Below are 20,275 nucleotides of genomic sequence, written 5' to 3' on the forward strand. Positions count from 1 at the left end.
CATTCGGAGAAGCCCCGATCGACCCGCGTCGGAAAACCGCTACTCCGCTGTCGTACCGGGTGCGTAGGGTGCCCCCATGAGCGATACCGAGCGTCCCGAGTCCCCCTTTCCCCGGCCCCTCACCGGCACCGAGAAGCGCGTCCTCGCCGCGGCCGCCGCGGGCGAGCGCGAAACCCTGGAAGCGTTCCTCGACGACCAGCGTGCCGCCGTGGTGCGGCGGGCGAGCGGGCTGAGCGAGGACGACGCGCGCCGGCGCCTCGTCCCCTCCAAGACGACCCTCGCCGGAATGCTCAGGCACCTGGCGATCGTCGAGCGCAACTGGTTCCAGCACCGCCTGCTCGGCCGCGACCGCGCCGAGCTCGGACTCCCCGCCGACGACCTCGCCGACGACCCGACCTGGGACCTGGCCGACGGCGACACGCTGCCCGAGCTGATCGCCGACTACGAGCGCGCGTGCGCGGAGTCCCGCGCCGCGGCCGCCGGCCTGCCCCTGGAGCGGACCTTCGTCCACCCGCAGGTCGGCGAGCTCTCGCTGCGCTGGCTCCTGGTCCACATGGTCGAGGAGACCGCCCGCCACGCCGGGCACGCCGACATCCTGCGCGAGCAGACCGACGGAACCGCCGGCTTCTGACCCGGTGCCCGGCACTCCGGGCAACGCGCGGCCGGGGGCCTGCTGTGACACGGCTCTCCTCACCCTTGCGATACTCGGCGTCATCGGATCTTTCCGACACGGACACACTCAACGCCGAGGAGTCGCATGCAGGCCCCCGAACTCGTCGAACGCATGCTCCGGGGAGACCGCCGCGCTGTCGCGCGGACGATCTCCCTGGTGGAGAACGCCGCCCCGCAGCTGCGGGAGATCATGGCGGGGCTCGCGCCGCACACCGGGCGGGCGCGCATCGTGGGGCTCACCGGCTCGCCGGGCGTGGGTAAGTCGACCTCCACCAACGCGCTGGTGAAGGCGCTGCGGGCGCGTGACGAGAGTGTCGCGGTACTCGCCGTCGACCCGTCCTCGCCGTTCTCCGGCGGCGCCCTGCTCGGCGACCGTGTCCGCATGCAGGAGCACGCCACCGACGGCGGCGTCTTCATCCGCTCCATGGCCAGCCGCGGGCACCTCGGCGGCCTCTCCTGGGCCACCCCGCACGCCCTGCGCGTCCTGGACGCGGCCGGCTTCGGCGTGATCCTGGTGGAGACGGTGGGCGTGGGCCAGGCCGAGGTGGACATCGCGCGGCACGCCGACACCACGGTGGTGCTCTGCGCGCCCGGAATGGGTGACAGCGTGCAGGCGGCCAAGGCCGGGGTGCTGGAGATCGCCGACATCTTCGTGGTGAACAAGGCCGACCGCGAGGGGGCGCGGGTGACCGCGCGTGAGCTGCGCCAGATGGTCGGCCAGGTGGAGCACGGCCCCGGGGAGTGGAAGCCGCCGATCGTCAGCACCGTGGCCGCCAAGGGCGAGGGCATCGACGAGCTGCTGGGGCGACTCGACGAGCACCATGCCCACCTGACGGCCACCGGGGAGGCGGACCGCCGCAGGTTCGCCCGCGCGCGCGAGGAGATCGAGGCGATCGTGATGAGCACCCTGCGGGCGCGGCTCGGCGACGTCCACGGCCACGCCGCCCTGGACAAGCTCGCCGACGCGGTCGCGACCGGCCACGGCGACCCCTACAGCGCCGCCGACACCCTCCTGGCCGCCCTCGACACCTGAAGCCCTGCACCACACCTCCGTCGGTCTCGGGCGGGCGGTTCGAACTCCCGCCGGGAGTTCGAACCGCCCGCCCGAGACCGACCGCGGCGAAGGCCGTCCCGCCCGGGTGCACTCCGGGCGGGACGGCGTCGGGTGGCGGCCCGCCGCACCGGGCCGCCACCGGGTGAGGACCAGGGCCGGGAGGGGATGGGCCCCGGGTCCTCTTTCGGGGGTGGGTCAGGAGTCGAGCGCCTCGTCGAGGGCCGACATCAGAGAGCCTTGGGCGTCGTCACCGTCCAGCGACCAGATCATGACGCCGTTGAGGTCGCGCCCCTTGGCCCATTCGACCTTCTGCTTCATCGAGATCTCGTCGTCGTAGGTCCACCACGTGCTTCCGTTGTACAGCCAGGCGGTTCCGGCCTCGTCGTCGCGGTGGAGCGTGTACCCCCGGTTCGGGAGTTCCCTGATCCGCTTCCAGTCCTCGTACCCGTCCTCGTAGGTGCCGCGGGCGGGACCGGTGGCCTGCTGGAAGAGACCGTCGCCGTTGGGACCGGGCTGGACGCCCGTCCAGCCGCGGCTGTAGAAGGGGACGCCGAGGACCAGGTCGGCGGGGTCGGCACCGCGGTCGACCCACGCGTCGATGGCGATCTCGCTACTGAAGAACCGCGGACCGGGGTCGCCTTCGACCAGGACCAGGTTGGACTGGTGGTTGGTGTAGTCCTCCCAGGCGCCGTGGTAGTCGTAGCCCTGAACGGTCACGAAGTCGAAGTCGGGCATGATCTTCTCGACCTCGAACCCCGCCTCGACCTTCTCCGGGTCGGCCGGCATGAACGACGTCAGCTCGTAGTAGCGCCCGGTCTCCTGTTCGAGGGCGTCCAGCTGGGTGCGGAACTCACGCACCAGGGCGGTGAAGTTCTCCTTGTCCTCCGGGCGGACGATGTTGTCCTCGTGCCCCTCGGAGCCCGGCCACTCCCAGTCCAGGTCGATGCCGTCGAACACGCCGTAGGCGGCGCCGGGGCCGCCCGCGCCGTCGAAGGGCGGGAGGTTGCCGCGCAGGAACATGTCGATGCACGAGGACGCCATGCGCTGGCGGGACTCGGGCGTCAGGGCGGCGTCGGAGATGTACTTCGACCAGGTCCACCCGCCGATGGAGAGGTTGACCTTCAGGTGCGGGTGCTTCTCCTTGAGCTTGAGCAGCTGGTTGAAGTTCCCGCGCAGGTCCTGGTCCCAGCGGTCGGCGACGCCGTCGACGCTCTCGTCGGCGCGGAAGGAACGCCCGTAGTCGGCCCACGCGTCGCCCTGTCCGGCCTGGTTGACCTGGAAGCACTGTCCGTTGCGGTTGATGTTGGCGAAGGCGTAGTTGATGTGGGTGAGCTTGGCGGCGGTGTCACTGGTGTCGATGTTCTTCACCAGGTAGCCGCGGTCGTAGATGCCCCACTGGGTGAAGTAGCCGACCCGGCGCTCGTCGTCGGAGGGCTGCCCGCCGTTGCGTTCGGCGGTGCGGGCGGTGACGGGCGGGCTCGCGTCGGACCGGTTGCCGGCGGCGTCGAAGGCGCGGACGCCGAAGGTGTACTCGGTGTCGGGGGTCAGGCCGCCGACGGTGCCACTGGTGGTGTCGCCGATGACGGTGCGCACGACCTCGCCGTCGGCGCCGAGGATCTCGTATCCGGCCACGCCCACGTTGTCGGTGGAGGCGGTCCACTGGAGGGTGATGCTGGTGGCGGTGGTGCCGAGGACGCTCACGTCACCGGGGACGGTGGGCGGCTCGGTGTCGTCCTCGCCCGGGCCTCCGGCGCACGGCGCGTTGTTGAGCGTGCAGTTCACCGGGGCGGTGTCGCCACCGGAGAAGGAGCCGTTGAAGCCGATCTGGTAGGTGCCCCCGGCGGGGACGGATGCGCCCCATCCGGGCGGGGTGAGCGTGTAGTCGGAGCCGGAGCGCTCCATCGTGGCGTTCCACAGGCTGGTGATGCCGGCGCCGGCGGGAAGACTGAACCGGATCGTCCAGTCGTCCAGCGTGGTCGAGGACTGGTTGTCGATGGTGAGCTGGCCGCTGTAGCCGGTGTCCCACTTCGCCCCTTCGGTGTAGACGACGGTGACACCGGAGGGGGCGGTGGGAGCGGCGGACGCGGGGGCCGCGATGAGTGCGAGCGGGGCGACGAGGAGCGCCGCGATCGACGCGGCGAGCCAGCCTCGTTTGCGGGGGATACTCACGTTGCTGCATCTCCTGTGAAGTAGGAGCTTCAGGGGGATGTGGTTCGGGAGATGTCCTGCTTCGGCCACCAATTTTTAGGAAACTTAACTATTAGTTCGGTGAAGGGTCAACGACGTGATCGCACCTTTTCCCGCCGTCGCTGGCCAGGGGGGACGGCGGGAAAGGTCCCGGGGCGGTGGAGAAAACCAGGTGGCAGGCGCAATGCGCGGCACCGCACCGCCCCGCCGCGGCCCGGTGGCCGATGTCGGCCAGCGAGCCCCCGTTGACCAGGGGTGAGTTGAGTGTTAACCGTTCGCGGCTCGCTACAGTGGCAGCGTGGGAAACCCGCTGAATCTCCGGTTCGACCCGATCGAACGCGCCCATGACAACTGGAGCCGCCACTGGGGCGCTTCCCCTGCGATGGTCGCGGTCACCTCGATCATGCGGGTGCAGCAGATCCTCATCGGCCAGCTCGACGGTGCGCTCAAGCCCTACGGCCTGACCTTCGCCCGCTACGAGGCCCTGGTGCTGCTGACGTTCAGCTCCACCGGCGCGCTGCCGCTGGGCAAGATCGGCGAGCGGCTCATGGTGCACCCCACCAGCGTCACCAACACCATCGACCGGCTGGAGCGCCAGGGCCTGGTGCGGCGCAAGCCCAATCCGAGCGACGGCCGCGGCACGCTCGCCGAGATCACCGGCTCCGGCCGCGAGGTCGTCGAGGACGCCACCCGCGACCTGTTGGCGATGGGCTTCGGGATGGACTGCTACGACGACGGCGAGCTGTGGGACATCCACACCGTCCTGCGCCGCCTGCGCGTCGACTACGGCGACTTTCCCGATGACGTCGACGGCGCCGGCGCCCCCGGGCGCCCCTCGGGCGAACGCTGACGCGCGGTCCGACCGGGGGATCGGGGGAGAGCGGTACGCGTCCGCCACCCCTATCGAAATTTAGTTGGAAGTCCTACTATCGGAGTATGGCTCAGCACACAGACGACGGGCGTGCCCGCTGGCAGGCACGGTATGACGCCTCCCGCGTCCGGGACGCCGACTTCACCACGCTCTCCGGCCAGGAGGTCGACCCCGTCTACGGGCCGCCCGACGGCGCGCAGGTGCCCGGCTTCGAGCGCATCGGCTGGCCCGGGGAGTTCCCCTACACCCGCGGGCTGTACCCCACCGGGTACCGCGGCCGTACGTGGACCATCCGGCAGTTCGCCGGGTTCGGCAACGCCACGCAGACCAACGAGCGCTACAAGATGATCCTGGCGTCGGGCGGCGGCGGCCTCTCCGTCGCCTTCGACATGCCCACCCTCATGGGCCACGACTCCGACGACCCGCAGGCGCTCGGCGAGGTCGGCCACTGCGGCGTGGCCATCGACTCCGTCGCCGACATGGACATCCTGTTCGACGGAATCCCCCTCGGCGACGTCACCACCTCGATGACGATCAGCGGGCCGGCCATCCCCGCGTTCTGCATGTACCTCGCCGCGGCCGAGCGCCAGGGCGTGGACACCCGCACCCTCAACGGCACGCTGCAGACCGACATCTTCAAGGAGTACATCGCCCAGAAGGAGTGGCTGTACCCTCCCGAGCCGCACCTGCGCCTCATCGGCGACCTCATGGAGTACTGCGCGGCCGAGATCCCGGCGTTCAAGCCGCTGTCGGTGTCGGGCTACCACATCCGCGAGGCCGGGGCCACGGCCGCCCAGGAGCTCGCCTTCACCCTGGCCGACGGGTTCGGCTACGTCGAACTCGGCCTGTCGCGCGGGCTGGACATCGACACGTTCGCGCCCGGCCTGTCGTTCTTCTTCGACGCGCACATCGACTTCTTCGAGGAGATCGCCAAGTTCCGCGCCGCCCGCCGGATCTGGGCGCGCTGGATGCGCGACCGCTACGGCGCCACCGGCGAGAAGGCCCAGTGGCTGCGCTTCCACACCCAGACCGCCGGCGTCTCGCTGACGGCCCAGCAGCCCTACAACAACGTCGTGCGCACCGCCCTGGAGGCGCTGTCGGCCGTCCTCGGCGGCACCAACTCGCTGCACACCAACGCCCTGGACGAGACCCTGGCGCTGCCCACCGAGCAGTCCGCCGAGATCGCGCTGCGCACCCAGCAGGTGATCATGGAGGAGACCGGCGTGGTCAACGTCGCCGACCCGCTCGGCGGCTCCTGGTACGTCGAGGCGCTCACCGACCGGATCGAGGCCGAGGCCGAGCGCATCTTCGAGCGCATCCTGCACATGGGCGGCGGCGAGGACGCCGAGCATGCCATCGGCCCGATGACCTCGGGCATCCTCACCGGGATCGAGAACGGCTGGTTCAGCTCCGAGATCGCCGAGTCGGCCTTCCAGTACCAGCAGGCCCTGGAGAAGAACGAGAAGCGCATCGTCGGCGTCAACTGCCACACCTCCACCGTCTCCGGCGAGCTGGAGATCCTGCGTATCAGCCACGAGATCGAGCGCGAGCAGAAGCGCGTCCTCGCCGAGCGCCGCGCCGAGCGCGACCAGGCCGCCGTCGACGCCGCCCTGGCCCGCCTGCTGGCGTCCGTCAAGGACCCGGACAGCGGCAACCTCATCCCGGTGATCCTGGACGCCGCCCGCGCCGAGGCCACCCTGGGCGAGATCTGCCGCACCATGGGCGAGGAGTTCGGCACCTATACCGAGGACCCGCGGTTCTAGCGGGGCAGGCGGAACCGGCGGTCGCGGGGCGGGGCCTTTCCCGCCCCGCCGCCGTGCCCAGGGCGGACGCCCAACGGGCCGGCCGGGCCGACCCCGCCGTCCCGCGGCGTCGGTGCGGAGGGTGACCGGTTCCCGGTGCGGATACGGCAGGATGGAACCATGCAGCCTTCGGACTACTCCATGCACAGCGCGGTCGACCTCGGAGCTCGCAAGGCGGCCTTGGAACGCGAGGCCAAGCGGCAGGCCCAGGAGTCGTCGGGCACCGCCAACCCGTACGCCATCGACGTCAACGAGGAGAACTTCCAGAACGAGGTCCTGGAGCGCTCGCTCAGCGCCCCCGTCGTGCTCGCCATCCTGCAGGCGAGTTCCGAGCAGTCGGCCCAGGTCGAAGCGGCCCTTGACCGGTTGGCCATCGGCGCCGGCGGGCAGTGGGCGGTCGCCAAGGTCGACGTCCAGGCCAGCCCGCAGCTCGCCCAGGCGCTGCGCGTCCCGGGCGTGCCGATGGTCGCCATGGTCATCGGCGGCCAGGTCGTCCCCGGCCCGGCCGGCCCCGCCACCGAGGACCAGCTGCGCGAGTGGCTCTCCCAGATCTTCGAGGGCCTCAAGCAGCAGGGCGTGCTGCCGGCCGAGTTCACCGGGCTCGGCGAGCCCGGGGCGGGCGAGGCCCAGGGGGCCGAGGCCGGTCAGCAGGCCGCCCAGGACCCCGCCGACGTCGAGGCGCAGGAGGCGATGCAGCGCGGCGACTTCGCCGCGGCCGAGGCCGTCTACACCAAGGCGCTGGAAGCCGACCCCTCCGACGAGCAGGCCAAGCTCAAGCTGGCCCAGGTCCGCCTGGTGGGGCGGGTGCACGCGCTGGAGGCCAACGCGGCGCGCAAGGCGGCGGCCGACGCCCCCGACGACGTCGCGGCGCAGATCGACGTCGCCGACATCGACATGTACGGCGGCAAGTTCGAGGACGCCTTCGACCGGCTGATCGGCACGGTCCGGCGCACCTCCGGCGACGACCGCGACCGCGCGCGCAAGCACCTGCTGACCCTGTTCGAGGTGCTGCCGGGCGGCGATCCCCGCGTCGCCAAGGCCCGCCGCGACCTCACCGCCGCGCTCTTCTGAGCCGCCGCCCGCGGACCCGTCGGCCGGCCCGGCCGCCCCTGCGGCGGCCCCGGCGCCACCGATCGCTGCGAGGACCGACCCGCCCCGGACCCGGCGTCCGCGGGCGGGTCGGCCGTGTCGCGCCACCCGCTGTCGCGCCACCCGCTGTCGCGCGGCCCGTTGATTCGCAGGTGAAAGGGGTAGGACCCGGGGCACACGAGGACGGTTCCTGCTGCCGGGTGGTGCCCGATGAGCTTTGTGGTGACGATCTCCGCGACCTTCGGGTCCGGGGGCAGCGTGATCGGACCCGCCGTCGCAGAGCGGCTCGGCGTCCCTTTCCTGGACCGCGCCATCCCCGGCGCGGTGGCCCGGCAGATCGGCTGCACGCTCGAAGACGCGCTGGAACACGACGACCGTGCCGCGACCGGCTTCGAACGGCTCATCGCCAGCGCCGCCCGGCTGCCGACCGTGACCCTCGGCAGCGTCGACACCACCTTCATCGGCGCCACCGACGCCCAGGGCCGACTCCTCTACGACCAGGAGTTCGTCGACCAGACCGAGAAGGTCATCTGCGAGGTCGCCGCGACCGGCGCGGTCATCCTCGGCCGCGCCGCCGCGGTGGTGCTCGCCGGGCACACGACGGCCCTGCACGTCCGCCTGGACGCCGCCAAGCGGCGGCGGCTCGCCCAGGCCGCCAGGATGCGGGAGGCGTCGCAGGCCGAAGCGCTGCTGCTGGGCGCCGACCGGGAGGCGGCCGAGGCGGCCTGGCAGCCGCCGACCATGCGCGACCTGGAGGACAACGACCGCGCCCGCACCGCCTACGTCCGCCGCTTCTACCGGGTCGACCCCTCCTCCCCCTCCCTCTACCATCTGGTCGTCGACTCGACCGCGATCGGCGGTTCGGCGTGCGTCGACGTCATCGAGCGGCTGGCACGCGACCGCGCCGGAGAGTCCGGGGGCACCACCGGGTCGGCGACCGGAACGGCCCCCGAAACGCCGTGATACGCGCCAATGTGACGGTTTTCACTCGTGCTGCGGCCCGCTTCGGCGATGCAGCCGCCCAGTGGTCCGACCACAACGTGAGAGGCGACACCTACTCGTCGGTAATGTCCGGTTTCGCGGTCTCTCAAGCGCGCGGTGATCAGAGGTGATGGCACCATGAAAGATGCGCCGGAGCACCGCGAGTGTGCAGGCGAGCGCGGCAGATCCGTGAACTTGAGGAGCTTTACGTGGCCACCCTTCCCAGCGTTTCCTACTCCATAACGGTTCGTCTCGAACTCGACGGGGGTGGCAGCGCGGTAGGCAGCCTGACCAACGCCGTCGAGCACGTCGGCGGCATGATCACCGCTCTCGACGTCGCGTCGGCCGGCCACGAGCGGATCCGCATCGACGTCACCTGCGCCGCCCGCGACACCGACCACGCCCAGGCCATCGTCGACGCCCTGGGCGCGCTGGACGGCGTCGTCGTGCACAAGGTCAGCGACCGCACCTTCCTCATGCACCTGGGCGGCAAGATCGAGATGAAGTCCAAGGTGCCGCTGCGCAACCGCGACGAGCTCTCCATGGCCTACACCCCGGGTGTCGCCCGCGTCTCCCAGGCGATCGCGGCCAACAAGGACGACGCCCGCCGCCTGACGATCAAGCGCAACAGCGTCGCCGTGGTCACCGACGGCTCGGCCGTGCTGGGGCTGGGCAACATCGGCCCCGAGGCCTCCATGCCCGTCATGGAGGGCAAGGCCGCCCTCTTCAAACGCTTCGCCGACATCGACGCCTGGCCCATCGCCCTGGACACCCAGGACGTCGACGAGATCGTCCGCACCGTGCAGGTCCTCGCCCCCGGCTTCGGCGGCATCAACCTGGAGGACATCTCCGCGCCGCGCTGCTTCGAGGTCGAGGCCCGGCTGCGCGAACTCCTGGACATCCCCGTCTTCCACGACGACCAGCACGGCACCGCCATCGTCGTGCTCGCCGCCCTGCGCAACGCCCTGCGGGTGGTCGACAAGAACCTGGGCGAGGTCCGCATCGCCATGTCGGGCGCCGGCGCCGCCGGCACCGCCATCCTCAAGCTGCTCATGCACGCCGGGGCCAGAGACGTCATCGTCTGCGACGTCCACGGCGCCGTGCACAAGGGCCGCGACCACCTCGACCCCAACCTTTCCTGGATCGCCGAGCACACCAACCCCGAGGGCTACTCCGGCGACCTCAAGGGCGCGGTCAAGGGCGCCGACGTGTTCATCGGCGTCTCCGCACCCAACATCCTCACCGGCGCCGACATCGCCGAGATGAACGAGGACTCGATCATCTTCGCCCTGGCCAACCCCGACCCCGAGGTCGATCCGGAGGTCGCCCACCTGCACGCCGGCGTCGTCGCCACCGGCCGTAGCGACTACCCCAACCAGATCAACAACGTCCTGGTCTTCCCCGGCTTCTTCCGAGGCCTGCTCGACGCGCAGAGCCACCACGTCGACTCCGACATGATGGTCGCCGCCGCCAACGCCATCGCCGACGTCGTCACCGACGACGAACTGGGCCCGCACTACATCATCCCGAGCGTCTTCCACACCGACCTGTCGCAGCACGTCGCCAGCGCGGTTCGAGAGGTCGCCACCCGCGGCCGCGACGCCTGAGGCAGGCCTGGGCGGGCACTGCGGAGCGGCGCCGGGCGGGGGTGCCCGCCCGGCCCACCGGGTAGTTGTGGATACATGGACGAGCCGACGCTGACCGGCCGCCTGCTGGTGGCGACCCCGATGCTGTCCGAGCCCGAGTTCCGGCGCTCGGTCGTCTTCGTGATCGACGACGACGCCACCGAGGGCACCCTCGGCGTGATCGTGAACCGGCCCTCCGAACTGCCGGTCGACGACGTCCTGGGCGACTGGAGCGGGTACGCCACCGCGCCCGCGGTCATGTTCGCCGGAGGCCCCGTCGGCGCCGGTTCCGGGCTCGCCCTGGGCATGCCCGGAACCGACGACGCCCCGCTGGGCTGGCGCCCGCTGTCGGCCTCCGCCGACGACGCCACCGTGCCCCGGCTCGGCCTCATCGACCTCGACACACCGCCCGAGATCCTCGGCGGTGCGCTCGGCCGGTTCCGCGTGTTCGCCGGATACACCGGGTGGAGCGAAGGGCAGCTCGGCGCGGAGATCGAGGAGGGCGCCTGGTACGTCCTGCCCGCACTCGCCGACGACGTGTTCTCCGCGGCGCCCGGCTCACTGTGGTCCCGGGTGCTGCGTCGGCAGGGCGGTGATCTCGCCTTGGTATCGACTTTCCCGGACGACCCGACGTTGAACTGAGTTCCGTCCCCTGCGGATACCGTGGGATGAGACGTAGGAGGTGTGAGGGCACGATGGCCATGGACATGCATGTCGTCAACAAGGTGCTTCCGGAGAGCGAGACCCGCCCCGACATTTCGCACGACGACGGCGACCGCGAACGGTTCGCCCACTACGTGCAGAAGGACAAGATCACGGAGAGCGCCGTCACCGGCACCCCGGTGATCGCCCTGTGCGGCAAGGTGTGGGTGCCCAACCGCGACCCCAAGAAGTTCCCGGTCTGCCCCGAGTGCAAGAAGATCTACGAAGAGATGATGAAGTAGGCCGCATGCCTCCTGGGTCCCGGTAGACGCGAACGAGCGGCCTCGGACGCACACCATCGTGCGCCCGAGGCCGCTCTCGTCGTTCCCCGGGCCGTCCGCGTTCGCGCGCCGGCCCGTTCATCGTCCGACCGAGGTCGGCCTGGAACGACGCGCCATCACCATCGCGGTACCCCCCGCGACGGTGGCGACGAGCGCGGTGGCGATCAGGCCGACCAGGGCCGCGCCGGTGCTGGGCGGACCTCCCGACCCGCCCTCGCCGATCGCCGCGCTCGACATCCGCCACCAGGAACTCGTCCTCGGTATCGCCCGTGCGCACGCCGAGAGCGGCGGCGCGGCCGTCGTCGTTCCGCACGACTTGGGGTCGGCTGCTGCCTATGCGCACCGGATGGCGGTACTCTCCAGGGGGGCCATCGCCGTCTGCGGGGCGCCGCGCGAGGTATTCTCGGCGTCTCTGCTGAGCGATGTGTACCGGCACGAGGTCGAAGTCCTGTCGCATCCACGCACCGGGGACCTCTTGGTCCTGCCCGTCGGGAACGGCGGACGCGTGGACATTCGTGAACGTCCAGTCGGGTAGGTCGGATTTGGTGTCCAGAACTGAACCACGGTCATATGGGGACCGCGGTCCCGCTCGGGGCGGCCGCAGAAAGTCGAGGGGGCGCCGCAGAGCCCCCGCGCGCCGGCGCACCACACCCGGCGACATCGCGCGCGGCACCATCCGCGTCATCGGCGAGCTGCTGTTCACCGCCGGCGTCGTCATGCTGTTCTTCGCGGCCTACGAGGTCTACGGAAAGCAGTTCGAGACCGACGCCCAGCAGCGTGACCTCGCCCAGGGGCTGGAGGAGCAGTGGGGCGAGCCCAGGGGCCCCGACTCCGAACCGCTGCCCGGCTCCGCCAACGCGCGGATGTACATTCCCGACCTCGACCTGCAGTGGGTGGTCGTCAACGGGGTGTCCCAGGAGGACATCAAGTACAGTCCCGGCCACTACACCGGTAACGCCGAGGCGGGGGAGAAGGGCAACTACGCCGTCGCCGGGCACCGCACCCCGGGCATCTTCTGGGACCTCGACCTGCTGAAGGACGGCGACACCATCGTCCTGGAGGACCGGGAGAACTTCTACACCTATGAGGTCGTCGAGGACAAGGTGGTCACGCCGGACGAGGTCTGGGTGGTCGACGCCGACCCCTTCGACGAGTCCAACAACGACGATCCGCAGCGCGCGCTGCTGACGCTGACCACCTGCGCCCCGAAACTGTCCAACTCCCACCGGCTGATCGTCTGGGCCGAGCTCTCCGACACCCGACCCAAGGACCAGGGCATGCCCGAGAGCATCGCCGACATGGCACCGGAGAACGCCGACGCCTAGGGCGTGTCCGGCGGATGCTTGCCGGTGAGCGAGCGGCCGGCCGGGGCGGCGGGCGTCGTTCCGGTGGTCGCGAGCCGGGAGTGATCCGCCGACCGAGACCGGCCGGGCCGCCCACGTCGGCCCGGCGCAGGAAAGAGAGAACGGGGTTACCCACCGATGTACGGACTGATCTGGCGCCTCCTACCCGGCCCGGTCCCGGTGAAGCTCGTGCTGGCGCTCGCACTGCTCGCCGGAGCGGCGGCCCTGCTGTGGTACGTCGTGTTCCCCTGGGCCGACCCCTACATGCCGTTCAACGACGGCGCTGTGGACGTCCCGGGCAACTGACGGCGCCGTGCCCCCGGATCCCCGGCGGATCCGGGGGCACGGCATGCCGACACGGCCGCACGCGGCGGGACGGGGCGGGTGGAACGTGACGAACGCGCCGTTCGCGTGACGCCTGCCCGGTCCCCATGGGCGGTTACCCTCTTCCGGGTGAGTATCAGGGGATTGGCAGCATGACGCTTCTTGAGACCAGCACGTCGGACCGCCTCAGCGGCCTGCGCCAGTGGCAGCGCGAGGCCTACGAGGAGTACTTCCGGAGGAACCCGCGCGACTTCCTCGCGGTGGCCACGCCCGGCGCCGGCAAGACCACCTTCGCGCTGACGCTGGCGAGTGAGCTGCTCGCCCAGCACGTCGTCCGCTCCGTCACCATCGTCTGCCCGACCGAGCACCTCAAGAAGCAGTGGGCCGAGGCCGCCGCCCGGTTCGGGATCGCCATCGACCCCGATTTCAAGAACGGCCAGGGCGCCCTGGGCCGCCAGTACGTCGGCGCGGCCGTCACCTACGCGCAGGTCGCCGCGCACCCGATGCTGCACCGCAACCGCACCGAGGCCCGCCGGACCCTCGTCATCTTCGACGAGGTGCACCACGCCGGCGACGCCCTGTCCTGGGGCGACGCCGTGCGCGAGGCCTTCGACCCGGCCGCCCGGCGGCTCTGCCTGACGGGGACGCCCTTCCGCTCGGACGTCAACCCCATCCCCTTCGTCGACTACGTCCAGGACCACAACGGTGTGCGCCGCTGCTCCTGGGACTACAGCTACGGGTACGCCCCCGCGCTGGCCGACGGCGTCGTGCGCCCGGTCCTCTTCATGGCCTACTCGGGCGAAATGCGCTGGCGCACCAGCGCCGGGGACGAGCTGGCCGCCCGGCTCGGCGAACCGCTCACCCAGGACGCTCTGGCCCAGGCGTGGCGGGCCGCGCTCGACCCCAAGGGCGACTGGATCAAGAAGGTGCTGGCCGCGGCGGACCGCAGGCTCACCGAGCTCCGCAACACCACGCCCGACGCCGGCGGGCTGGTGATCGCCACCGACCACGAGGCCGCCCGCGCCTACGCCCGCATCCTGCGCCAGATCACCGGCGTCGGTGCGACCGTGGTGCTCTCCGACGACCCCACCGCCAGCAAGAAGATCAAGCGGTTCGCCGAGTCCGACGACCGCTGGATGATCGCGGTGCGGATGGTCTCCGAGGGCGTGGACGTGCCCCGGCTGATGGTGGGCGTCTACGCCACCTCCACCAGCACGCCGCTGTTCTTCGCCCAAGCAGTCGGGCGCTTCGTCCGGGTGCGCAGACGCGGTGAGGTCGCGTCGGTGTTCCTGCCGTCGGTACCCACGCTGCTGGAGTACGCCGGGGAGATGGAGCGCGAGCGCGACCACGCACTCGACCGTCCGCTCAAGGACGGGGAGGCCGACCCCGAGCAGGACCTGATCGACGAGGCGCGCCGCAAGCGCGACACCCCCGACGCCGGGGACGAGCTCCCGTTCGAGACGATGGAGTCGGCCGCCGAGTTCGACCGCGTGCTCTACGACGGCTCGGAGTTCGGCGGCGGTGCCCCCGGATCACCCGAGGAGGAGGACTTCCTCGGCCTGCCCGGTCTGCTCGAACCCGACCAGGTGTCCCAGCTGCTGCGCAAGCGCAAGGCCGATCTCCAGGCCAACCAGCGCAAGGCGCCCAGGGAGGAGCCGAAGCAAGCCGCCACCCACGAGGTCGTCGCGGAGCTGCGCCGGGAACTGCAGACCCTCGTCGGAGCATGGCACCACCGGACCGGCAAACCGCACGGCATGATCCACACCGAGCTGCGGAGCGCCTGCGGCGGGCCGCCGATCGCGCAGGCCTCCCCCGAGCAGATCCGCGAGCGGATCGCCCGGATCAGATCCTGGGCGACCGGAGGCCGGTGACCGCGGGGACGCCGACGGCGACACCCGGGACGCCCCGGGAACCTCCGGAAGGCCGAGCGCCGGAAAGATCGGCAAATAGTTCGTCACGACCACGTGTCGCGGTCCACCCGCCTGCCACATGATCACTACAGTCCGTGACTATGATCCGTGGTGAGAAAGCACGCCGCAGCGCACCCGCCGCCATGTGGGGCGGCCTGCTGTTCGGGGCGCTCGCCCTGGCCGGGCTGATTCTGACGGGCGCCGCCCGGGCGGGGGAGCCCGCCGGGACGCCGCCCCGCGCGCCGGGACCTGAGGTCAACGCCGACGCCGCCTGCCCGCCGCGGACCGAGTCCGCCGCGCGCACCACGGGCACCGAACCGCGCGGGCACGCCCACCTCACCCCCGAGGAGGCGGCCGCACTCGACCGGCAGCTCAACGACGCCCTGATCACCCAGCGCGCCCCCACCGTGGGGCACCGGAAGACCGTGCCCACCGTCGTCCACGTGGTCTCGGCGGGCGACGGCCGCGGCGCCCTCACCGACGACCAGGTCGCCCGGCAGATCCAGACCATGAACAAGGGCTTCAGCGGCGGCTACGGCCCCGGCGCCGACACCGGCTTCCGGTTCGACCTGCGCGATGTCACACGCACCGTCGACGACTCCTGGTTCGAGGCGTTCACCCAGCACGAGAGCGCGATCAAGCAGAAGCTGCGGCGCGGTGGCGCCGACACCCTCAACCTCTACATGGTCAACCTGCCCGAGGGGATGCTCGGCCGCTCCACCTTCCCGCAGCAGTACAAGGCGTCGCCCCAGCTCGACGGCGTCGTCGTGGACTACCGCACCATTCCCGGCGGCGAGCGCAAGAACTTCAACCTGGGCTTCACCGCGACGCACGAGACCGGGCACTGGCTCGGCCTCTTCCACACCTTCCAGAACGGCTGCCGGTATCCCGGAGACTACGTCCGGGACACCCCCTACGAGCGGGAGCAGGCGGTGGGCTGCCCACACGGGCGCGACACCTGCCCGCAGCCGGGGCGCGACCCGATCCACAACTTCATGAACTACAGCAACGACCCCTGCATGACGCACTTCACCCACGGCCAGGCCCAGCGCATGACCGACCACTGGCGGGCCTTCCGCGCCCTGTAGCCGATCGGTCGGTCCCGGCGGAGCGCGTGATGGTCGCCGGTGGCGGCCTTCGGCGCACTGCGCCGAGATCGACGACATGATCCGGCCGGGTACCCGCCCCGATAGACTCGGCGCCATGGCAGCGACCAAGACCTACCTGACCGGGATCCAGACCTCGGGCATGCCCCACATCGGCAACTACATCGGTGCGATCAAGCCGGCGCTGGCCGCCGCGAGCGAGCACGACACCATGTACTTTCTCGCCGACTTCCACTCGCTCAACTCGGTCAAGGACCCGCAGAAGCTCCGAAGCGACATCCGGTCGGTCGCCGCCACCTGGCTCGCCTGCGGACTGGACCCCGAGCGGACCGTCCTCTACCGGCAGTCGAGCATCCCCGAGGTGTTCGAGCTGGCCATCATCCTGTCCAACATCACCTCCAAGGGCCTGATGAACCGGGCGCACGCCTACAAGGCCGCCCGCGACCGCAACGAGGCCGCCGGCGTCGCCGACCTGGACGCCGGGGTCAACATGGGGCTGTTCAACTACCCCATCCTGATGGCGGCCGACATCCTCATCATGGAGGCCGACTACGTGCCGGTCGGCCGTGACCAGATCCAGCACATCGAGTACACGGTCGACATCGCCGGAAGCTTCAACCACCTCTACGGCGGCTCCTACTCCTTCCCGATCCCCAAGGGCGTGTTCCCGGAAGGCGACGCCAGTGTCCTGCCCGGCGTCGACGGGCGGAAGATGAGCAAGTCCTACGACAACCACATCCCGCTCTTCCTCCCCGAGAGCAAGCTGAAGAAGCTGGTCCGGCGGATCCCCACGGACTCCACCCCGGTCGAGGCCCCCAAGGACCCCGACACCTCGGTGCCGTTCCAGCTGCTCGCCCAGTTCGCGCCCGAGGAGCACACCGCCGCCACCCGCAAGCGCCTGGAAGAGGGCGGCATGGGCTGGGGCGAGCTCAAGAACGAGCTCTTCGAGGTGCTCAATGACACCTTCGGGCCGATGCGCGACCGCTACGAAGAGCTGATCGCCCCCGACAGCGAGCTCGACGGCGTCCTGGAGGCGGGGGCGGCCCGTGCGCGCGAGCGCGCACGGGCGACGATGGCCAAGGTCCGCGCGGCCGTCGGCATCGACTGAGCCGCCGCCCGCGCCGCCGCAGGACACGAAGGGGGGCGGTCCGCCCGGGTCGACCGGCGGCCCGCCCCCTCGTCTCGTCCGTGAGCCGCCTCAGGCCAGCACCGGCCTCCCCTGCAGCGCGACACCCTTCCCGGCGAGCGACCGCAGCGCCACGTCCGTGGTGGCCTCGGCCACCCCGGCCGTCAGGTCCAGCAGCACCCGGGTGGCGAACCCGGCCTCGGCCGCGTCCGACGCGGTGGCGCGCACGCAGTGGTCGGTGGCGATGCCCACCACGTCCACGTCGGTGACGCCCCGGTCGCGCAGCCAGTCCTCCAGGGACCGCCCCTGGGGGTCGGAGCCCTCGAACCCGCTGTAGGCCGCGGTGTAGGCGCCCTTGCTGAACACCGCCTCCACCGCACCTGTGTCGAAGTCCGGGTGGAACTCGGCGCCGTGGGTACCGGCGACGCAGTGCCGGGGCCAGGTGTCGACGAAGTCCGGCTCGTCGGCGAAGTGCGCCCCGGGGTCGATGTGGTGGTCGCGCGTGGCCACGATGTACTCGTACTCGCCGCGGTGCTCGGCGATGAACCGCGACACCCGGGAGGCCACCCCGGAGCCGCCGGTGACCGCCAGACTCCCTCCCTCACAGAAGTCGTTCTGCACGTCGACGACGATCAGTGCCTTGGGCATCTTCCGCTCCCCCTTCCGAACCTCGGTCATCCGAGCCGTCACCGGCGCCCCGGTCGGCTCAGTCGTGCACGTACCGCTCGAACAGGGTCGGGATGGCGGCCTCTCCGGCCGACATCCGGCGCGCCTCCTCCGGTAGTTCCGCCACCGCCCGCTCGTGCCGCTCACGCGCGGCGGACAGCGGTTCGGCCCCGACGATCTCGCCGCCGTCCACGAGTCGCCGCAGCAGCGGGCGCGTGCCCGGGTCGTGCTCCGGTTCATACCCGTAGACCAGCTCCGCGGTCGCCACGCCCCGGTCGTCCCGCCGGCGCGCCGCCCACTTGCGGCCGCCCTTGCTCGGCTTGCCCACGGAACGCTTGGCCACCGACTCCAGCCGGTCGTCGGCATCGCCGCTGCGTGCCCGCGCCACCAGCTTGTAGACCAGTGACACCGTCGGCGACCCCGAGCCCGTCACCAGTGCCGTGCCCACCCCGTAGCCGTCGACGGGAGCGATGGCCAGTGCCTGGATCGCGTACTCGTCCAGGTCGCCGGTGACCAGGATGCGGGTGCGGGTGGCACCGTGCCGGTCGAGCAGGGCGCGGACGCGCGACGCCGTCGCGGCGAGGTCGCCCGAGTCCAGGCGCACCCCGCCCAGATCGTCTCCGGCCAGTTCGATGGCGGTCCGCACCGCGCGCTCGACGTCGAAGGTGTCGACCAGGAGGGTGGTCCCGTGGCCCAGCGCGTCGAGTTGTGCGGCGAACGCGTGCCGCTCACTGTCGTGCGCCAGGATGAAGGCGTGCGCGCTGGTGCCCGCGGTCGGCACCCCGTAGCGGCGGCTCGCCTCCAGATTCGAGGTGGTGGCGAACCCGGTGAGGTAGGCGGCGCGGGCGGCGGCCACCGCGGCCATCTCGTGGGTGCGGCGCGACCCCATCTCGACCAGCGGCCGCCCGCCGGCGGCGGTCACCATGCGGGAGGCGGCGGACGCGATCGCGGAGTCGTGGTTGAAGATGGACAGCGCCACGGTCTCCAGGACCACGGACTCGGCGAACGTGCCCTCGACGACGAGGATGGGGGACCCGGGAAAGTAGATGTCGCCCTCGCCGTAACCCCAGATGTCGCCGGAGAAGCGGTAGTCGGCGAGCCACTTCAGCGTGGAGTCGTCCACGATCTCGTTATCGGCCAGGAAGTCCAGCGTCGCGGTATCGAACCGGAAGTCCCGCAGTGCGTCGAGGAAACGGCCCGTCCCGGCCACCACACCATAACGCCGTTGGTCGGGGAGTCGGCGCGCGAACATCTCGAACACGGTCCGCCGGTGTGCGGCACCGCTGCGCAATGCCCCCTGCAGCATCGTCAGCTCGTACCGGTCGGTGAGCAGCGCACTGCTCCAGTCGTCGGTCATAAGGGTCAAGGTTAGTTTGTGTCTCTCGGTTACAAAATATCCGACCTCCTATGACGCTCCCCACCGCGTCGGCAGTGAAAGATGGGAGAATGCTCTGTGAGGATGCCTGTGCGAATCGGTGCTCCCGCCGGTGACCTGGACACCGTTGCCCTGGACACTGCCGCGCGCCGTCCCGCACAGCCCGGACGGAGGAAAGGATGAGGGAGCCATGACGACGGCGCCGGTCGAGCTGGAACGGCCGGACATCGCGGAGGATGTGCGCGCGCAACTCCCCTGGGTGACGATCGTCTGGAACGATCCCATCAACCTCATGTCCTACGTCACCTACGTCTTCCAGACGGTCTTCGGCTACTCGAAGCGCAAGGCGCACAAGCTCATGCTCGACGTGCACTACAAGGGGCGTGCCGTGGTCTCCAGCGGTACCCGCGAGGAGATGGAGCGCGATGTCCAGGTGCTGCACCGGTATGGTCTGTGGGCGACCCTGCAGCACGACGAGTGATGGGCACCGGGTGACGAGCGGACACGATGATGGGCGCAGGCCTTCGGAGCGCGGAGCAGTGACGGCATGACCATGGGATTCCGGCCCGACTCCGGCGGGGTCGCCATCGATCTGGACGCTGAGGAGTCGGCGGTTCTGCGCTCCATGGCCGCGCTCCTCCTCGACCTGGTGGAGGAGCCCGAGCCGCGTGACGAGCTCGCCGAACTCGTCGGTATCGGCGGAAGCGCGGAGAAGCCCGACGACCCCGTGCTGGCGCGGCTGTTCCCCGACGCCTACGGTGAGGGCACCGAGGCCTCCGGCGACTTCCGCCGCTACACCGAGGACGACCTCCGCCGGCACAAGCGGGAGAACGCACGGACCATGCTGTCCGGGCTGCCGGTCGCGGGCGGAACACTCCGCCTCGACCTCGCCGCCGCGCACGCGTGGATGAAGGCGCTGAACGACGTGCGCCTCGCGCTCGGCACCCGGCTCGGGGTCGACGAGCACACCTACGCCCGGGAGGGGCGCGGAGAGCTGAGCGAGGGCGACGCCGCCGCGCTGCACATCTACGACTGGCTCGGCAAACTGCAGGAGTCACTGGTCCAGTCGCTCTTCGGGATGGGCGGCGGCGACGAGGACGGCGCCGATGACTGAGCGGCCGTCGACCGCAGGCGGAGCCGGGGTCCGCGAGGGTGGTCGGG

At 71.0% G+C, this 20,275-nt stretch carries 20 protein-coding genes; 17 read left to right on the forward strand and 3 right to left on the reverse strand.

From position 1 onward, the window contains the following. Nucleotides 1–76 precede the first annotated feature (76 nt). Complete coding sequence (locus tag HNR23_RS02000) at nucleotides 77–631, forward strand: DinB family protein (protein WP_184072916.1); 555 nt, start codon at nucleotides 77–79, stop codon at nucleotides 629–631. 126 nt (nucleotides 632–757) lie between these two features. Further along, the gene (gene meaB / locus HNR23_RS02005) at nucleotides 758–1,705 is read left to right on the forward strand and encodes a methylmalonyl Co-A mutase-associated GTPase MeaB (protein WP_184072918.1); all 948 of its coding nucleotides are present in this window, start codon (nucleotides 758–760) and stop codon (nucleotides 1,703–1,705) included. A gap of 216 nt (nucleotides 1,706–1,921) precedes the next feature. Here meaB and HNR23_RS02010 read toward each other — a convergent pair whose 3' ends face one another. Continuing rightward, complete coding sequence (locus tag HNR23_RS02010; protein ID WP_184072920.1) at nucleotides 1,922–3,895, reverse strand: glycosyl hydrolase family 18 protein; 1,974 nt, start codon at nucleotides 3,893–3,895, stop codon at nucleotides 1,922–1,924. Between the two features lie 316 nt (nucleotides 3,896–4,211). Between HNR23_RS02010 and HNR23_RS02015 the strand changes: the two genes are divergently transcribed. The 13 genes from HNR23_RS02015 (at nucleotide 4,212) to HNR23_RS02075 (ending at nucleotide 17,055) form a co-directional block, all read left to right on the forward strand. Beyond that, a complete protein-coding gene (locus tag HNR23_RS02015; protein ID WP_184072922.1) occupies nucleotides 4,212–4,763 on the forward strand; it encodes a MarR family transcriptional regulator in 552 nt (183 codons plus the stop codon). Between the two features lie 86 nt (nucleotides 4,764–4,849). Beyond that, nucleotides 4,850–6,547 carry an acyl-CoA mutase large subunit family protein gene (locus HNR23_RS02020; RefSeq protein WP_184072924.1) on the forward strand — a complete coding sequence of 566 codons (1,698 nt, stop codon included), beginning with the start codon at nucleotides 4,850–4,852 and terminating at the stop codon, nucleotides 6,545–6,547. A gap of 159 nt (nucleotides 6,548–6,706) precedes the next feature. After that, on the forward strand, nucleotides 6,707–7,657 hold the full coding sequence (locus HNR23_RS02025) for a tetratricopeptide repeat protein (protein ID WP_184072926.1): 951 nt from the start codon (nucleotides 6,707–6,709) through the stop codon (nucleotides 7,655–7,657). 228 nt (nucleotides 7,658–7,885) lie between these two features. Further along, the gene (locus HNR23_RS02030) at nucleotides 7,886–8,638 is read left to right on the forward strand and encodes a cytidylate kinase-like family protein (RefSeq protein WP_184072928.1); all 753 of its coding nucleotides are present in this window, start codon (nucleotides 7,886–7,888) and stop codon (nucleotides 8,636–8,638) included. Between the two features lie 227 nt (nucleotides 8,639–8,865). After that, on the forward strand, nucleotides 8,866–10,263 hold the full coding sequence (locus HNR23_RS02035) for a malic enzyme-like NAD(P)-binding protein (protein WP_184072930.1): 1,398 nt from the start codon (nucleotides 8,866–8,868) through the stop codon (nucleotides 10,261–10,263). A gap of 75 nt (nucleotides 10,264–10,338) precedes the next feature. Next, entirely contained in the window at nucleotides 10,339–10,923 is a 585-nt protein-coding gene (locus HNR23_RS02040; protein ID WP_184072932.1) for a YqgE/AlgH family protein, read from the forward strand. Nucleotides 10,924–10,982: 59 nt separating this feature from the next. Beyond that, on the forward strand, nucleotides 10,983–11,225 hold the full coding sequence (locus tag HNR23_RS02045) for a DUF3039 domain-containing protein (RefSeq protein WP_394353809.1): 243 nt from the start codon (nucleotides 10,983–10,985) through the stop codon (nucleotides 11,223–11,225). A gap of 181 nt (nucleotides 11,226–11,406) precedes the next feature. After that, nucleotides 11,407–11,799, forward strand: coding sequence for an ATP-binding cassette domain-containing protein (locus HNR23_RS02050; RefSeq protein ID WP_184072936.1), 393 nt, complete (start codon nucleotides 11,407–11,409; stop codon nucleotides 11,797–11,799). A 7-nt stretch (nucleotides 11,800–11,806) separates the two neighbouring features. Further along, entirely contained in the window at nucleotides 11,807–12,589 is a 783-nt protein-coding gene (locus HNR23_RS02055) for a class E sortase (protein ID WP_184072938.1), read from the forward strand. Between the two features lie 156 nt (nucleotides 12,590–12,745). Beyond that, a complete protein-coding gene (locus HNR23_RS02060; RefSeq protein WP_184072940.1) occupies nucleotides 12,746–12,913 on the forward strand; it encodes a hypothetical protein in 168 nt (55 codons plus the stop codon). A 170-nt stretch (nucleotides 12,914–13,083) separates the two neighbouring features. Then, nucleotides 13,084–14,802, forward strand: coding sequence for a DEAD/DEAH box helicase (locus tag HNR23_RS02065; RefSeq protein ID WP_184072941.1), 1,719 nt, complete (start codon nucleotides 13,084–13,086; stop codon nucleotides 14,800–14,802). A gap of 140 nt (nucleotides 14,803–14,942) precedes the next feature. Next, complete coding sequence (locus HNR23_RS02070; protein ID WP_184072943.1) at nucleotides 14,943–15,929, forward strand: zinc metalloprotease; 987 nt, start codon at nucleotides 14,943–14,945, stop codon at nucleotides 15,927–15,929. 115 nt (nucleotides 15,930–16,044) lie between these two features. Beyond that, nucleotides 16,045–17,055 carry a tryptophan--tRNA ligase gene (locus HNR23_RS02075; RefSeq protein ID WP_184072945.1) on the forward strand — a complete coding sequence of 337 codons (1,011 nt, stop codon included), beginning with the start codon at nucleotides 16,045–16,047 and terminating at the stop codon, nucleotides 17,053–17,055. A gap of 90 nt (nucleotides 17,056–17,145) precedes the next feature. Here the strand turns inward: HNR23_RS02075 and HNR23_RS02080 are convergent, their stop codons facing one another. Then, complete coding sequence (locus HNR23_RS02080; protein WP_184072947.1) at nucleotides 17,146–17,721, reverse strand: isochorismatase family protein; 576 nt, start codon at nucleotides 17,719–17,721, stop codon at nucleotides 17,146–17,148. Between the two features lie 58 nt (nucleotides 17,722–17,779). Then, nucleotides 17,780–19,096, reverse strand: a complete 1,317-nt coding sequence (locus tag HNR23_RS02085) for a nicotinate phosphoribosyltransferase (RefSeq protein WP_184072948.1) — start codon at nucleotides 19,094–19,096, stop codon at nucleotides 17,780–17,782. A gap of 208 nt (nucleotides 19,097–19,304) precedes the next feature. Between HNR23_RS02085 and clpS the strand changes: the two genes are divergently transcribed. After that, nucleotides 19,305–19,595 carry an ATP-dependent Clp protease adapter ClpS gene (gene clpS, locus HNR23_RS02090; RefSeq protein WP_184072950.1) on the forward strand — a complete coding sequence of 97 codons (291 nt, stop codon included), beginning with the start codon at nucleotides 19,305–19,307 and terminating at the stop codon, nucleotides 19,593–19,595. Nucleotides 19,596–19,661: 66 nt separating this feature from the next. Next, a complete protein-coding gene (locus HNR23_RS02095; protein WP_184072952.1) occupies nucleotides 19,662–20,228 on the forward strand; it encodes a DUF2017 domain-containing protein in 567 nt (188 codons plus the stop codon). Nucleotides 20,229–20,275: the final 47 nt, after the last annotated feature.

It is taken from the genome of Nocardiopsis mwathae, assembly GCF_014201195.1.
GTDB lineage: Bacteria > Actinomycetota > Actinomycetes > Streptosporangiales > Streptosporangiaceae > Nocardiopsis_C > Nocardiopsis_C mwathae.